We start from the raw sequence: 15,469 nt of genomic DNA, 5'->3' as shown, positions 1-15,469 counted from the left end.
GGCTATCCCTCTGCAAAGGGCAGGTTGCCTACGCGTTACTCACCCGTCCGCCGCTTTCCACTCATCACTTCAACCGAAGCTTCTGTGATGAGCTTCTCGCTCGACTTGCATGTGTTAGGCACGCCGCCAGCGTTCATCCTGAGCCAGGATCAAACTCTTAATTAAATGGTATCTAATCTCTTCCTCTGCAGAAGAGTTTAAATCGTTTGAATTTCTAACTCTTTAACGCTTAGCTTTTGTTTTTCGCTACTCGATTCTTTCTTATCCGAATCATTGTCTTTTTTAGAAATTGCCGGAAACTTTACTTTTACCATTCTCTGGTTGTGTATAGTTTCTCTTTTAAATCTTTCAGCTTATTGCTGTTTTTTCGACTTAAATTTCTACACTATGAAGTTTTCAATGTTCTCGATCTTTCGATCTCGCTCGCTCTTGGCGAGCTTTTTCAGTATATCGCATGTCGCTTCGTTTGTCAACTACTTTTTTTCATCTTTTTTCGATGAATTTTCGCTGACCTCGTTTTGCGTTACCGCATCTGTGCGACAGCTTGTTTATATTACCAAAGTTATACTCTGCTGTCAACCGCTTTTCTCATTTTTTTATTGTTTTATAGTGTATTTTTGTCACTCACAGGCTCTGTGCATTGATTTTACAGGCTTTCGACATATAGGATACACGCTTCTATAATATGCATACTTCTTCGTGTATTAAAACCCGCCATTATGTCCAACCTCCCTATATGTGCAGTTTTGCATATATAATGTATTGATGCAGCAGGCTCCTTATTATATAATTATCTGATATCGGAGGAATATATATGGATAAACTGAAAGAATTACTTAAAGACCGCAATTTCATGAAGGGCAGCTTTTTTATAGTATTCAATGCTGCGCTTTTGTGTCTCATGTATTTTATAATCAAAAACCTGGGGAATATATCCTCGATCCTGTACAAAATCATCTGCACACTGCTTGATGCGTTCTGGCCGCTTATTCTAGGTCTCATACTGGCTTATCTGCTGAATCCGCTCGCCGAACTTATCGATTCCAGACTGATGAGCCGTGTAATGCAGCTGCCATCCGACCCTGTCAAGGCGGATAAACGTCACAATACGCGTCATCTTCTGAGTGTGATCCTCACTTACCTGCTTGTGATCGCAGCTGTCATTGCGCTGATATACGGCTTCGCCGCCATGATACTTGGCAAAGTTTCCGTGGCTGATATACCTACGACCGTATCTGATCTGCTTGCCGGGATAATGAAATACGAAAGTATTTTCCAGAGATGGATAACCACCAATATCCCTGCCGGTATCCTCTCTGACAAAATGACCGAGGTGACCGACGCCGTAATGAAATGGATCGGCAACAATGTCAGTGCCTCATCCGTCATTTCATTTTTCACAAGCATCAGCGGCAGCCTGCTCGATATCCTGGTCGGGATCATCATAAGCATATACCTGATGAAGGACAAGCAGTTTTTCCTCGGTCTGTGGAGAAAGTTCATGCATCTGGTGATGCCGCAGAAAGGGCACGCAGTCCTTATCGAAACTCTGAGTGAAATGAATGCCGTACTGTCAAGATTCATCAGAGGCGCGCTGCTAGACGCTCTGATCGTCGCAGTGCTGTCATCGATCGGGCTTTCTATCATGGGGCTGGAAGCTGCGGTATTTATAGGTATATTTGCCGGCATCTCGAATGTGATACCGTATTTCGGACCGGTGATCGGTATGATCCCCGCTTTTCTTATGGGGCTCTGCACCGGAGGATTCTGGCACGGCGTCCTGGCGATCGCGATACTTTTTGCCATACAGCAGATCGACGCCAACTTCATCTATCCGAAAGTCGTCGGCTCCTCGACTGGTCTCCATCCGCTCATGGTGCTTCTGGCAGTCAGCGTTTTCGGGTACTTCGGCGGCATACTCGGCATGATCCTGGCCGTTCCGCTTGCCGGTATCATACAGGTTTTCGTGGTGAAGTGGGCTTCCGGCAAGGAATCCCGTGCAAAACGCACCGAAACAGAACCGCCGCGCGATATGTAATACAAAAGACCTCTGTCTCACAGATCGTTTCTGTTTTTCAGAGGTCTTTGTTGTTTTTCATCTTCTCATATATCCGTATACCGCCCAGGCACGTCGGCCAGGCTTATTCTTTCCAGGCTTTTTCTACTGCGGCAGCAACTATATCAGCTGCGCCGGGGTAAAATGCGCTCGGGATTATATAGTCGGCGGAAAGCTCATCATCTTTGATGATCCCTGCAAGTGCAAAGGCTGCCGCCGTCTTCATTTCTTCGGTTATTCGCTTTGCACGGGCTGCAAGCGCACCTTTGAACAATCCCGGGAATATCAGCACGTTGTTTATCTGATTAGGGTGATCGGATCTGCCTGTTCCCACTACCGCAGCACCCGCTTCTTTTGCAAGATCAGGCTGTATCTCAGGTTCTGGGTTTGCCATAGCAAAGATGATAGCGTCATCGTTCATCGTTTTCACCATGTCCTGTGTGAGCACTTTTGCAGCAGACACACCGATAAACAGGTCTCTGCCCTTTACTGCATCTGCAAGAGATCCCTTTATCTGATCCCTGTTCGTAACTGCCGCGAGTCTTCTCTTCGCCTCGTTCAGATCATCTCTGTCATTCGTAAGTATACCTTTGCTGTCACATGCCACGATATCCTTGATGCCCAGATTCATAAGCATCTTGGCTATCGCCGTTCCGGCAGCTCCTGCGCCGTTGATAACAGCTTTGATAGACTCGAGGCTCCTGCCTGTGAACTTTGCAGAATTTATCACTGCAGCTGATACAACCACGGCCGTGCCGTGCTGGTCGTCATGAAATACAGGTATATCGACCTGCGCCTGCAGTTTTTCCTCTATCTCAAAGCACCTCGGCGCCGAAATGTCCTCGAGGTTGATTCCGCCGAGAGTCGGCGCGATGTTTTTCACTATATTAACGATCTCATCGACGTCCTGAGTCTCAAGACAGATAGGAAATGCGTCTATGCCCGCAAATTCTTTGAACAGGAGCGATTTTCCGTCCATTACGGGTATAGATGCCAGTCCGCCGATATTTCCCAACCCAAGCACAGCTGAGCCGTCTGAAACGACTGCTACTATATTGGACTTGTTCGTGTATTTATAGACATCTTCCGGGTTTTCGTGTATTTTCCTGCACGGCTCTGCGACTCCCGGTGTGTATGCAGTGGAAAGGTCGTCCTTGTTTTCGACCTTTACCTTGCTGGCCACCGCCATTTTCCCTTTATGTTCCTCATGCATCTTCAGGGATGCCTTGTAGTAATCCATTTATAAATCTCCTCTTTACTGTAATACCCTGCTGCTGTTTATTTCTTCCATGAACTCTTGAGGCCTACGATCTTGTTGAACACTTTTTCCGTATCTGCCGTAAGCTTCGAATCTGCGATGTAATATCCCTTTCTGAAGAACTGGAATCTTTCGCCCGGTTTTGCCTCTGCAACCGACGGCTCCGCATATGCGACCGACTCCGTCAGAGAATCCGGATTCAGCACATTTTCACCGTTTTCATCCTCGATCATCAGATAGTCATAATTCCTGATCTTTATCTGCACAGCTGTTTTAGCATCCACCCAATGGATCGTACCCTTCACCTTACGGCCTTCGAAACCGCTTCCGCTCTTCGTTTCAGGATCGTATGTGCAGAGCAGCTCCTTTATGCTTCCGTCTTCATTTTTTACGACTTCATTGCATGTTATAAAGTATGCGCCCTTGAATCTCACCTCATTGCCAGGGAACAGTCTGAAATATTTCTTTACAGGGACTTCCATGAAATCGTCCCCGTCAACGTAGAGTTCTCTGCTGAACGGAACAGTTCTGTTGCCCATTTCAGGGACTTCCCTGTTGTTTTCGATTTCCATTTCTTCGGTCTGATCTTCAGGATAGTTCGTTATCACTACTTTTATCGGATTTTCGACTACATTCCTGTTTTCGACCTGCTGCTTGAGATCTTCTCTCACGCAGTGTTCGAGCAGGCTGATATCCACTGTACTGTTTGCTTTGGACACACCTATCCTCTCGCAGAAATCACGTACGGCCTCCGGCGTGTAACCTCTTCTTCTTATGCCTGCAATGGTCGGCATTCTAGGATCGTCCCATCCGTCAACTGTGCCGTCGTCCACCATCGCCTTGAGATATCTCTTGCTCATGACTGTATTAGTGAGGTTGAGTCTTGCGAATTCTATCTGCTGCGGCGGCGTCGGCCACTTGCCGATTTCCTGGAGCACCCAGTCGTAAAGGGGTCTGTGATCCTCGAATTCAAGAGTACATATCGAGTGCGTTATGCCTTCGATCGCATCTTCGATCGGGTGTGCAAAGTCATACATAGGATATATGCACCACTTGTCTCCTGTATTGTGGTGTTCCACGTGAGCTATCCTGTATATGACAGGGTCTCTCATATTCATATTCGGTGACGCCATGTCTATCTTTGCTCTGAGGACCTTTTCACCGTCAGCATATTTTCCCTGCTTCATTTCTTCGAAAAGGCTGAGATTTTCTTCAACGCTTCGGTTCCTGTACGGACTTTCTTTTCCCGGCTCCTTGAGCGTTCCTCTGTATTCTCTGATCTGGTCGGCATTCAGATCGCATACATATGCTTTTCCCTTTTTTATCAGAGTAACTGCACAATCGTACATTTCGTCGAAATAGTCGGATGCCCACAGCCTTTTGTCCCACTGGAAACCGAGCCATCTTACATCTTCTTCTATGGAATCTACATATTCCACGTCTTCTTTGACCGGATTGGTATCGTCATATCTGAGATTGCATTTGCCGCCGTATTTTTCAGCTGTTGAAAAATTGAGGCATATCGATTTTGCATGTCCTATATGGAGATAGCCGTTAGGCTCCGGAGGAAATCTGGTATGCACCTTGTCTCCGTATTTCTGTGCTTCCAGATCCTTGTCAATTATATTATGGATAAAATTGTTAACATCCGCTTTTTCAGCCATATCGTTCCTCCTGAATTTAATATTTTATATTACAGAAATATCTGTTTTCACCGATTTCGCTCTTGCTGCAGAAACAGTGCGCGCACCGTTCCGTTCCTGCACGCTTTTTTATTATATCCTAACTGCACTTGTAAATGCAATGGTCGCAGACGATAATTTCCTCTGTAAACCTGAAAGCCTCTGATAATACAGCAGTTGACGATACAACAAGAGCGCGGCAATACTGCCGCGCTCTGCTTGTCTTTATTAAGATTCTGTTATTTCGGTATGCCCGGGATCTTATCTTTCTACGATAACTGTAGTTCCCTGTCCACCACCGATGCAAAGTGTAGCAAGACCAGTCTTTGCGTCTCTCTTGATCATCTCATAGATCAGAGTGATAAGGATTCTTGCGCCGGATGCTCCGATAGGGTGTCCGAGTGCGATAGCTCCGCCGTTTACGTTGAGCTTTTCAGGATCGAATCCGAGGTCTTTGCCTACTGCTACTGACTGTGCTGCGAAAGCTTCATTCGCTTCGATCAGATCGATCTGGTCGATAGTAAGTCCAGCCTTGTCAAGTGCCTTGCGGCATGCAGGTACAGGACCAACGCCCATGATAGCAGGATCAACACCTGCTGACGCATATGACTTGATCGTGCAGAGAGGCTTGATTCCGAGTTCGTCAGCCTTTTCCTTTGACATGATAACCAGAGCTGCTGCTGCATCGTTGATTCCTGATGCGTTAGCTGCTGTAACCATTCCATCCTTCTTGAATGCAGGTCTGAGCTTAGCGATACTTTCAGGAGTTACGCCGTCTTTTGGATATTCATCTGTATCGAAGACAACAGGATCGCCCTTTCTCTGAGGGATCTCAACAGGAACGATTTCATCCTTGAATTTGCCTGCTTTTACTGCTGCAACTGCTTTCTGCTGTGATTTCGCTGCGAATGCATCGAGTTCTTCTCTTGTGAGACCCCACTGCTCTGCAACGTTTTCAGCAGTGATACCCATGTGATAGTTGTTGAATGCACAAGTCAGACCATCGTTTGTCATCATGTCGATGATCTTATTGTCGTTCATTCTTGCTCCCCATCTTGCTGTAGGGATAGCATATGCTGTTGCCGACATGTTTTCTGTACCACCAGCGACAATGATATCAGCATCGCCTGCCTTGATCATCTGCGCTGCCATTGAAACCGTTCTTAATCCGGAACCGCAAACCTTGTTGATAGTCATAGCCGGAACTTCCTTTGGAATTCCTGCGTCTAAAGCTGCCTGTCTTGCAACGTTCTGTCCAAGTCCGCCCTGGAGAACACATCCGTATACAACTTCATCGATAGTTGCCGGATCGATTCCTGCTCTCTTGATAGCTTCTTTGATCGTGATAGCTCCTAAAGTTCTTGCAGCAGTATTTTTAAGACTGCCGCCAAAACTGCCGATCGGAGTTCTTACTGCACTTGCAATTACAACATCTCTCATAATGAATTTCCTCCTTGAATCATTTATTATTGATTAAAATATAAATATTTCCATTATTTTACAATGGCCGAAACAGCTTTGAAGCCGTCCGCCTTTGAATTTCTGAGTATCTCATACAATACTGCTTCATAAGTGGTTATCACAGCGCCTGCTTCTCCCATTCTGGTAACTGCCCAGAGCTTATCCTCTTCTGATCTGGATGATATGCAGTCCACCACAAGATATACATTATATCCGGCTTCCATGAGCTGCAATGCTGTCTGCTGCACGCATATGTGAGCTTCTATACCACATATAACGATATTCTTCCTGCCGAGTTCTTTTATCCTTGCTGCAAATTCTTCATTTTCCATGCAGCCGAAAGTGAACTTGTCTATCGGTTCAAACTCCCCAAGAGCCTCTGCAATAGAAGGGATCGTTGATCCTAGCCCTTTCGTATACTGCTGTGTCACTACAGTCGGTATCCCGAGCGCCTGCATTCCCTTTGCCAGTCTTTCAGTCTTCTCTGTCAGTTTTTCCTTGCCGCTCATCGCAGGAACGAGACGTTCCTGAAAGTCGATCGCAACAAATGCCGTGTCGTCCCTTGTCAGTAATCCCATTGGTCTATCCTCCATTTCTTCACTTCATCTACCATTCCGTACGATGTAAGATCCCGGTGAATAGGTGTGATGCTAGCAAATCCATCCTGCATCGCTATCACGTCTATAGTTTCCGGAAGGCCTTCGTATACAACAGGGTCTCCAGTATATCTGTACCCTGTTTTTCCCCCGCCTATCTCCACAGGCTCAAAGACTTCCCTGTACTCTCTTCTACCCAGAGTCGTATACCTCAGACCTTTTATCTCCTCGCGCGGAAGGTCAGGTGTGTTTATATTGAACACCACTTCCGGTGGAAGCTTGCCGTAAGCCTTGTTCAACGCTCCTTTGGCAAGATAACATGCATATTCGAAGTGTTTCGCTTCATGGCTGTTTACCGAAACCGCTACCGACGGAACTCCGCAAAGACTGCCTTCGATCGCTGCAGAAACAGTTCCCGAATACAGAGTATCCGTACCCAGATTGCCTCCGTGATTTATGCCGGAAAACACCATGTCTATCTTCACACCCTGCCGTTCAAACAGCTTCATTCCAAGCTTCACACAGTCCGCAGGAGTTCCCGAAGTGCTGAATGCATATTCTGCACAGTTGAACTTTTCCTCCTGCACGGCTATATAAGTTGAAACAGTTATACCGTGCCCGCTGGCACTGCGCTGTCCGTCCGGCGCGCAGACATATATCGATGCTTCCGAAGACAGTGCTTCTGCGAGCTCGTGTATGCCCTGCGCCTTTATGCCATCATCATTTACAAGTAATAAATTCATTCTCTTAAAAACATCTCCGTTTCTTGCTTGCTGTTGATTATATCACAAAAAAAACAGAATGGAAACCCGAATATTGTTAATTTTTTCTCAATCTTTTTCTATTTTTTCACATCTGACAAATTCCTTTAAACTTCAATGCTTCACGCATGTCAGTCCCCAAGAACTTTTCCGATCGAATCATTTATAACAAGCGTCGCTCTGTCATCATATCCCGTCTGCGATTTGTTTATAAGCACGATATCTTTCCCTCTGAAATAATTTATCAGTCCTGCCGCAGGATACACTACCAGTGACGTGCCTCCTACTATCAGTGTATCTGCGCTGCTTATCGCATTCACCGCACCTGTGATCACAGCCTCGTCCAGCTGCTCTTCATACAGCACGACATCGGGTTTGACTATCCCGTGACATTTGCTGCATATCGGAACGCCATTCTCACAGTTGTCTTCATTCATTATATAATCGAGATCGTAATGTTCGCCGCAGTCCATGCAGCTGTTGCGCATCACTGAGCCATGCAGCTCATACACTTTGCGGCTTCCGGCTTTCTGATGCAGTCCATCGATATTCTGCGTCACTATTCCCGTCAGCTTGCCGGCCTGTTCCAGCTCTGCAAGAGCCCTGTGCGCTTTGTTCGGTTCTGCGTCGGGGTATATCAGATTTTTCTTGTAATAGTCAAAGAACATCTCAGTATGCCGCATGAAAAAAGTATGCGACAGCATATGCTCCGGGGAGTATCCGTACTCGTTCATAGCCTTGTACAGACCCGACTCGGATCTGAAATCCGGTATATTGCTCTCAGTCGAAACGCCTGCCCCGCCGAAAAACACAACACTTCTGCTTCTGTCGATTATTTCTTTTACCCTGCTGTCCATCACTGCCTCCGTTATCTTTGTATAGTTTTAGTTTCCTGAAGGCATATACGGTCTGAGCACACCTGCCACATTTGCAAGTGGCATGGTCTGAAGCCATACATGTCCCGGACCGGTTATTACAGTATTGAAAAGTCCTTCGCCTCCGAGGAACTTGTTCTTCATGCCCGGCACCGACTGTATCTCCATCCTGCATGTCGCCGACATGGCTGCCAGATGCCCTGTGTCCACAATGATCTGCTGCCCTGCCGCCAGAGCATACTCGACTATATGACCGTCAAATTCACCAAAGAAAATACCGTTACCGCTCAGACGCTGCATCACAAATCCTTCTCCGCCGAAGAATCCGGTACCGAGCTTCTTATTGAGGAATACAGAAAGCTGCACTCCCATTTCACCTGCAAGGAATACACCCTTCTGGCATATCATCTCATTTCCCGGTGACACCTGGAATGCTTTTATCGATCCCGGAAAACTCGAAGCGAATGCGATCATTCCCGGACCGCCCTGCGCCGTATATATATTCTGGAAAAGTTTTTCACCTGCGAACATCCTTCCCAGCGCCTTGCCTACTCCTCCGCTGCTCGTCGTCTGCATCTGCATGTTCGGTGACATCCATGACATCCCGCCGCCTTCTGTAAGCATCTGTTCGCCCGGATCAAGATGACATATAACCACCGGAAGAGTTTCTCCTTTTATTTCATATCTCATATCAGCACCATTCCTTTCTCATCTCATTATCGCTTTCGACATTTAATCAAGTAAAGTATATAGTTTTATGCCGTACATTTCAATACATACATCGAAATCTCCCGGAAAATTAAATGCCTGTCAGCTCAGTCAGGTGCTTCCAGTACCTTTCAGGCATGAAATTCTTCTGGCATCTCGGATTGGTGCGCTCCTTTATCGCTATATTCCTGAAATAGTCACGCCACAGCGCGCGTATTTTCTCTTCATCAGCTGAAATGCCCGGGATATCGGAACCGTCAAAATTCGAAATGTACCACCTTCGCTGATATGAGATAAGCGCCTTGCTTCGTCTGACATCATGTATGATGAACGGATCGTTTTTATACCTGTCGCAGAAATGACCTGCGATGAGCTCCAGCACGTCATTATCCGGCTCCACCTCCGCATACAGCACATCGTTTTCCATTACGGAAAAACGCACGAATTGCATCATCCTTTCGCGCTCCACATTCACCTTTTTTTCTATCGACTGTATGTCAAATACGACCGGATCACTGTGCATCAGCGAGATCCTGCCGCCCGTCCTGAACCCCAGTATTATATAACGCAGTATCTTGGTCTCCTTGTATTCGTCACTAGAAAGGAAAACCTTGTAGATACGCCTGAGATCATATGAAGAAATCTTCTTTTCGATCGCCTCATAAACAGTTATCGCTTTCTGCGGGTCTGTTTTTACTTCCATGCATCCGCCAAGCAGATTCGACTGATATGCTTCTTCCCTGAATATACCCGACGCCTTTTCCGTATAGTAATTCTCATATATACACGTGAGCAGTCCTTCAAAGGTCCCGTCATAAAGATAATCTATCATACTCATATCACCCCTGCTGACGCAAGCTTTTCCTGACGCGCTCCCTCTTCCAGCCTGTTCCAGCTGTTGTCGAACATGGAAAGCTGGAGGCCGTTTTCCATCTGAAGAATCGAATTTCTTATAGTCTCCTGCTCGAATCGCCTCTCTCCGTAATATCGGCCCGAACATGTGAGAAAATATTTCGCCCGTTTCAGCACGACTCCCATCTTTTTGAGATCATCGAATTTTACAGGCGACAGCTTCCGCTGCCTGATTATACGGCGCGCCGAGACCGAGCCGATCCCCGGTATGCGCATCAGCATCTCGTATGAAGCCCTGTTGATCTCGACAGGAAACTCCTCCAGATTCCTGAGAGCCCATGTGACTTTGGGATCGAGATCCGGATCGAGGTTCGCATTCTCTTCATTGAACAGTTCGCTCACCGTAAATCCATAAAATCTCAGCAGCCAGTCTGCCTGGTATATACGATGCTCCCTGGCAAGAGGCGGGGCAGTATTTCTGTCAGGAAGGATCGGAGAATCCATGACAGGTATATACGCCGAATAATAGACTCTCTTCATCTTGAATGTACGGTACAGATTTTCACTCGTGGTCAGTATGCTCTGGTCAGTCTCCCCTCCTGCTCCGATTATCATCTGCGTGGTCTGCCCTGCCGGCGCAAAAGTATGATCCGATTTACCGCGCCGCTCCGACGGCACGGCATATCTTCCGTCCGCAGCCTGTGCAGGCATATCAAAGCTGCCGCCACGACTGCCGTTTTTTCCAGAGCGATTTCCTGCCGTCTTCACCGTACTGCCGTGCGAAGCCTTCCCGGTGCTGCTGCCGAGCACCTTCACTGCACTTAGATCCGGCACCTCGGTACTCCTGCCGGCCGGATCCCCCAGATAATTTTCTGCTGTGTTAAGCTGCTGCCCCTTGAACATCGTCCCTGGCCCGACCAGGGCGTTCCGTTCTATCAGGGAGTTCGTTATCTGACGCATCGGCGCGAATATCTGCTTCGCCTTTTTCTGCGGAGCAAACATCTCCAGGCTTCTCGATGTCGGCATCTCTATATTAACGCTCAGCCTGTCCGCTACAAGACCTATCCTGTGCAGTATGTCAGACGAGACCCCCGGTATTATCTTCGCATGTATATATCCGGCAAAGCCATATCTGTATCTCAGTATCTCCAGCGACTCCAGTATACGCTCCGCCGTATGGTCCGGGGACACCTCCACCGCTGAACTGAGAAAAAGGCCTTCTATATAATTACGTCTGTAGAATTCGATCGTCAGACGCGCCAGCTCGTCCGGCTCGAAAGAGGCTCTGGGCAAGTCATTCGTCCTGCGGTTGATACAATATTCACAATCGTAAACACATTTATTTGTAAACAGCACTTTCAGCAGCGATATGCACCTGCCGTCTGCGCCCCACGTGTGACATATGCCGGCAGCATGCGCACTGCCTATCCTGCCGTCATTTCTTCGCCCTGCTCCGCTGCTGGAACACGACACATCGTATTTGGCACTGTCCGCCAGTATTTTCAGCTTTTCCATTATTTCCTGCATTCCACGCCTCCATGACATATTTTTTAGGTCTTTTTATTTTATCACCGCACGAACACAAGTTCAACATTGCAAACGTATGTTCCGTCAAAAATGCAAAAAAACACAGGCTGGCACCCATAAACGATCAAGGGCCGAAAGCCTGCAGTTTTGCATAAGATATAAGCTCTGCATAAAATCACACATTGCACTTTTTATCTAACTTCTCTTCTCCGCTTCAAATATCAGCTCCATGGGGCTGCTCACAAGCTCTGCGCCGTATTTTTCCAGCTGCCTGCGGTATTTTATAAAATCTGTCTCCGCCTGCTTTCGCATCCTGAATTCATCAAGCTCTTCCGGAGGAAGATGATATACAAACAGTTTTTCAGGCGACATCTCAGCTATGAATTCCCTGCCGATCTCCTGATTTATGAAAAACGGACTGACGAATGCGATATCCACCTGATTCCGAAGTACCGGAGGATGCCATCCACTGCTCATATGATCCACATCGCCGCTTACGAATATACTGTATCCGCCGATCTCAAGCAGCAGACAGTAATGCGGCGTATCCGCGAACTGCCTTCCCGTATGTCCCGCCGCAAAAAATCTCAGTGCGACGTCTCCAGACTTTACCATACCGCCGGAATCACGACCGAACACCGGAGAAACCAGCTCTGTGCCGTTTTGCACAGCGCACTCGCTCAGTCTCCTGTAACTGGCATCTTCCGAAAACGGCAGGAAAACAGCTTCGGGCTTTTTCTCTGATATGTACTTTATATTTTTCTCCACATCGAAGTGATCCAGGTGAGCATGCGTGTACAGCAGAAAAGAACAGTTCTCGATAAAACTGTTCTTTGTCATCATGGATGCAAAATCATCATCAGTGACTCCGTCAAAATGTGAAGTCGGCCTGTTCAGTCCGTCGACCATCGCTCCCTTGCCGCCGGCCTCGACATATACTCCCGCATTCCTCAGCGAATAGATCCTCAGCCCGTTCATCGTTCTTCCTCCCGCGCTGCGCCTTTACCTGTATGTCCCGGGCAGCCGGCACGCCCGAACGGTTCACGGCGCACACCGTTTTCACCGTTTTCGACGCGTCTGCTCTGAGGGCCACTCCCTGTATACCCATTCTGCTCATACTGTTCTGCGCCGGCGTTCTGTGTATTCTGCACTTCCTGCACAGGCTGCTCGCCCTGCTCCATTTTTTTCTTTTTCATACCCGTGAGTATCTCAAATGCAAGCAGTATGGCTGCTCCCAGCACAAGCCCTGCGATACTGAAGTTCGACATATCGAGGACCGGAAGCGGTTCCGGAAGCGTCGTAGGTCCGTATACGATGGCAACAAACGATCCGATCAGCAGCCCGATTATCAGGTATACCATCTGGCATCTGAACCTTTTGAACGCTCTGCTTATCAGGTTCATCGAGAAGATGATACCGAAAAGTATACCGGCCGCCAGGCATATCATCGAAGGCAGGGAAGAGAAATCCAGCGTCAGCACTTCATGTATGCCCTCCACAGCCTGCAGATAAACTCCCATTATCAGCAGCATAGTAGACCCTGAGATCCCCGGAAGTATCATCGCCGTTACAGCGATCACACCGGCGATGAACACATATATCAGATCCACGGCGCCGGCATCATGAAAATTCACCGACAGTCCGATATGCCCGCTGTTTTTAAGCAGTGTGAGTCCTGCAACGATCGCAAAGCCCAGGAACGTATACACGATATTGAGATATTTTCCTGCTATTACTTTTCGCTCTGAATGGATTATGAACGGCAGCGCCGCGATGCTGAGTCCCAGGAACAGAGAGCTCATGAAATATATGTTTTTTGCGAACATGGCTGCCAGCACCAGCATAGCAGACAGAAATCCGACAGCCCATCCGATGCCGAGCTTTATCAGATATCTGGCTGCAACATTTCGCTTTTCCCTGTCTTTTCCGAACAGATCGTGGACCGAATCCACCAGTTTCTGATAAAAACCCATTATATATGCTATAGTTCCGCCGGATACTCCCGGAACACTGTCCGCAATGGCCATGCAGAACCCGTTTATCATATTATTTATCATTATTTTTACACCTTAACTTTCTTTTTCCATATAATTCAGCGAACTTTTCGATTCCCTGTCTCAGCGTTTTCCTGTTTATAAATATCATCAGGGCAAATGATACAGTCTGCGCCAGCCAGTATACCGGCGTGCTTTCCGCGATCATCAGTGTGAGCACGATCTGTACGCCTGCCACCAGCAGACTGAGTATTATGCTTCCCGTATGCATATCCATAGATATATATTTTCTCACATCTGCAGCCCTTATTGCAAATACTACTGCACAGCTCACCAGCGTTGCCGTTGCCGCACCCCATACTCCCATCGGAGACGGTATCAGCACCAGGTTGAGCACGATGTTGACTGCTGCGCCTGCAACAGACGTCGCAAACGACAGCACACTCTTTTTCTTTACGACATAAACGCTCCCCATAAACGACGAGAATGCCGTGAAGACTATCGCCAGCGCGAGCTCAGGCATGTACTGCCATGCGATGTAGTACTCCTCGTCCGCCAGCAGGCTTATCAGCACCGGTGATGCCGCCGTTATGAACGACGCTGAGATGAACATCACTGAGATGAACGAGCCCCATACTTTTGTAAAGAACCGCCCGTGCGCATACTCGCCGCTCTGTGTCTCTGAGATCGCCGATATGTTCCACGCCTCCATGAACACTCCGGAGAGTATCGACAGTATCGTCGGTATCTTGTACGCCACGGCATATATTCCGTTCGCCGCCGCACCTATGAAATAGTTTATCATATATCTGTCCGAAACGCTCATGATCCACCAGAACATCGTCGTAGGGATCAGCGGCACGCTGTACAGAAGCATCTTTTTGACCAGGATGTTTCCCGTGCGGACCACCAGATGCCGCCACAGTTTTTCTCTGAATATCAGTATGACCGTCACCGCCACGTCTGCGATTATCACTGACATCACGTATCCCTGTATCCCCATGTCGAAAACCGCAAGGAACAGTATGTTCAGCACGATCACCAGCATCGTGTTGATGAGTCCCTGAACCGCGTAAAGCCTTACTTTCTGCAGTGCGCGCACGTACTGTGCACAGAGGCTGTGATACGAAGAAGCCGCCACATAACAGAATATCATCGCCGTATAGGCACCCAGCGTCTTTACATGAGCCATGAGCGGAGCGAACATCACCATTATCATGCATCCGCCTGTGATGATGTAAAGGCCTGCCGAGAAAACTCTCCGCCTGCTTCCGGAGGACACGTTGACTGCGAATCTGAACACGCTTTCCGTGATCCCCAGCGTCACTAGCGGTATCAGCAGCGTCGCCGTCTGCGTTATCAGATCCGCCGTTCCGTAATCTGCCGGAGTGAGGTATCCTGTATAGAATCTCACCATGAAGAAAACCAGCAGCTTCGAACCAAACGAGCCTATGCTCAGAAGCATCGTATTTGAAACTAGTTTGCCGTATTTATCCATCTTTCCTCTTTACTGACTTCATCATTTTTATTTACTATCGTACCATGAAACCGGCTTTCATATTTGTAGTTTTTGAGAAAATTTTCTATATCTAATATTTTTTACATGGATTTTACACAAAAAGCTGCCGGCTGACCATTCTCATGATCTTTCCGGCAGCTTCCTGCTTTTATTACTGGTTGTGCTGTTTCTGTTTTTCAT

Annotated in this window: 13 protein-coding genes and 1 rRNA gene; 1 reads left to right on the top strand and 13 read right to left on the bottom strand. The window is 47.6% G+C overall.

From position 1 onward, the window contains the following. Positions 1-165, bottom strand: a 16S ribosomal RNA gene (locus OCV59_RS05935); the annotation flags it as partial. 649 nt (positions 166-814) lie between these two features. Between OCV59_RS05935 and OCV59_RS05930 the strand changes: the two genes are divergently transcribed. Continuing rightward, positions 815-2,038, top strand: coding sequence for an AI-2E family transporter (locus OCV59_RS05930; RefSeq protein WP_147593574.1), 1,224 nt, complete (start codon positions 815-817; stop codon positions 2,036-2,038). 103 nt (positions 2,039-2,141) lie between these two features. Here OCV59_RS05930 and OCV59_RS05925 read toward each other — a convergent pair whose 3' ends face one another. From OCV59_RS05925 to OCV59_RS05870, 12 genes are all read right to left on the bottom strand, one after another. Then, complete coding sequence (locus OCV59_RS05925) at positions 2,142-3,296, bottom strand: NAD(P)-dependent malic enzyme (protein ID WP_147593573.1); 1,155 nt, start codon at positions 3,294-3,296, stop codon at positions 2,142-2,144. A gap of 38 nt (positions 3,297-3,334) precedes the next feature. Continuing rightward, positions 3,335-4,978 (bottom strand): glutamine--tRNA ligase/YqeY domain fusion protein, encoded by a 1,644-nt coding sequence (locus OCV59_RS05920; protein WP_147593572.1) that lies wholly within the window; start codon positions 4,976-4,978, stop codon positions 3,335-3,337. Positions 4,979-5,257: 279 nt separating this feature from the next. Next, positions 5,258-6,436, bottom strand: a complete 1,179-nt coding sequence (locus OCV59_RS05915; RefSeq protein WP_147593571.1) for an acetyl-CoA C-acetyltransferase — start codon at positions 6,434-6,436, stop codon at positions 5,258-5,260. Positions 6,437-6,489: 53 nt separating this feature from the next. Then, the gene (locus OCV59_RS05910) at positions 6,490-7,035 is read right to left on the bottom strand and encodes a hydrolase (protein ID WP_262584151.1); all 546 of its coding nucleotides are present in this window, start codon (positions 7,033-7,035) and stop codon (positions 6,490-6,492) included. Then, on the bottom strand, positions 7,023-7,796 hold the full coding sequence (gene surE, locus OCV59_RS05905) for a 5'/3'-nucleotidase SurE (RefSeq protein ID WP_147593569.1): 774 nt from the start codon (positions 7,794-7,796) through the stop codon (positions 7,023-7,025). The genes OCV59_RS05910 and surE overlap by 13 nt, the downstream gene beginning before the upstream one ends. Positions 7,797-7,945: 149 nt before the next feature. Continuing rightward, on the bottom strand, positions 7,946-8,671 hold the full coding sequence (locus OCV59_RS05900) for an NAD-dependent protein deacylase (protein WP_147593568.1): 726 nt from the start codon (positions 8,669-8,671) through the stop codon (positions 7,946-7,948). A gap of 27 nt (positions 8,672-8,698) precedes the next feature. Then, on the bottom strand, positions 8,699-9,379 hold the full coding sequence (locus OCV59_RS05895; RefSeq protein WP_147593567.1) for a TIGR00266 family protein: 681 nt from the start codon (positions 9,377-9,379) through the stop codon (positions 8,699-8,701). A gap of 109 nt (positions 9,380-9,488) precedes the next feature. Then, entirely contained in the window at positions 9,489-10,235 is a 747-nt protein-coding gene (locus tag OCV59_RS05890; protein ID WP_262584150.1) for a TIGR03915 family putative DNA repair protein, read from the bottom strand. Beyond that, positions 10,232-11,776, bottom strand: a complete 1,545-nt coding sequence (locus OCV59_RS05885; RefSeq protein ID WP_262584149.1) for a putative DNA modification/repair radical SAM protein — start codon at positions 11,774-11,776, stop codon at positions 10,232-10,234. The genes OCV59_RS05890 and OCV59_RS05885 overlap by 4 nt, the downstream gene beginning before the upstream one ends. A 195-nt stretch (positions 11,777-11,971) precedes the next feature. Continuing rightward, positions 11,972-12,754: an MBL fold metallo-hydrolase gene (locus OCV59_RS05880; protein ID WP_147593564.1), complete on the bottom strand. Its 783-nt coding sequence runs from the start codon at positions 12,752-12,754 to the stop codon at positions 11,972-11,974. After that, positions 12,751-13,833, bottom strand: coding sequence for a DUF368 domain-containing protein (locus tag OCV59_RS05875; protein ID WP_147593563.1), 1,083 nt, complete (start codon positions 13,831-13,833; stop codon positions 12,751-12,753). Before OCV59_RS05875 ends, OCV59_RS05880 begins: the two co-directional genes overlap by 4 nt. Further along, complete coding sequence (locus OCV59_RS05870; RefSeq protein WP_147593562.1) at positions 13,823-15,268, bottom strand: lipopolysaccharide biosynthesis protein; 1,446 nt, start codon at positions 15,266-15,268, stop codon at positions 13,823-13,825. Before OCV59_RS05870 ends, OCV59_RS05875 begins: the two co-directional genes overlap by 11 nt. Between the last annotated feature and the right edge of the window lie 201 nt (positions 15,269-15,469).

Source organism: Brotomerdimonas butyrica (assembly GCF_025567305.1).
Lineage (GTDB): Bacteria > Bacillota > Clostridia > Peptostreptococcales > Anaerovoracaceae > Lentihominibacter > Lentihominibacter butyricus.
Note: the sequence above shows the minus strand (reverse complement) of the source record. Positions and strands in the feature narration are given on the sequence as shown.

Bases quoted from the DNA above. Each gene is read 5' to 3' on its own strand.
- OCV59_RS05880 (WP_147593564.1), bottom strand. From the start codon at position 12,754: ATGAACGGGCTGAGGATCTATTCGCTGAGGAATGCGGGAGTATATGTC.
- OCV59_RS05885 (WP_262584149.1), bottom strand. From the start codon at position 11,776: ATGCAGGAAATAATGGAAAAGCTGAAAATACTGGCGGACAGTGCCAAA.
- OCV59_RS05915 (WP_147593571.1), bottom strand. From the start codon at position 6,436: ATGAGAGATGTTGTAATTGCAAGTGCAGTAAGAACTCCGATCGGCAGT.
- OCV59_RS05875 (WP_147593563.1), bottom strand. From the start codon at position 13,833: ATGATAAATAATATGATAAACGGGTTCTGCATGGCCATTGCGGACAGT.
- OCV59_RS05895 (WP_147593567.1), bottom strand. From the start codon at position 9,379: ATGAGATATGAAATAAAAGGAGAAACTCTTCCGGTGGTTATATGTCAT.
- OCV59_RS05900 (WP_147593568.1), bottom strand. From the start codon at position 8,671: ATGGACAGCAGGGTAAAAGAAATAATCGACAGAAGCAGAAGTGTTGTG.
- OCV59_RS05870 (WP_147593562.1), bottom strand. From the start codon at position 15,268: ATGGATAAATACGGCAAACTAGTTTCAAATACGATGCTTCTGAGCATA.
- surE (WP_147593569.1), bottom strand. From the start codon at position 7,796: ATGAATTTATTACTTGTAAATGATGATGGCATAAAGGCGCAGGGCATA.
- OCV59_RS05890 (WP_262584150.1), bottom strand. From the start codon at position 10,235: ATGAGTATGATAGATTATCTTTATGACGGGACCTTTGAAGGACTGCTC.
- OCV59_RS05920 (WP_147593572.1), bottom strand. From the start codon at position 4,978: ATGGCTGAAAAAGCGGATGTTAACAATTTTATCCATAATATAATTGAC.
- OCV59_RS05930 (WP_147593574.1), top strand. From the start codon at position 815: ATGGATAAACTGAAAGAATTACTTAAAGACCGCAATTTCATGAAGGGC.
- OCV59_RS05925 (WP_147593573.1), bottom strand. From the start codon at position 3,296: ATGGATTACTACAAGGCATCCCTGAAGATGCATGAGGAACATAAAGGG.
- OCV59_RS05910 (WP_262584151.1), bottom strand. From the start codon at position 7,035: ATGGGATTACTGACAAGGGACGACACGGCATTTGTTGCGATCGACTTT.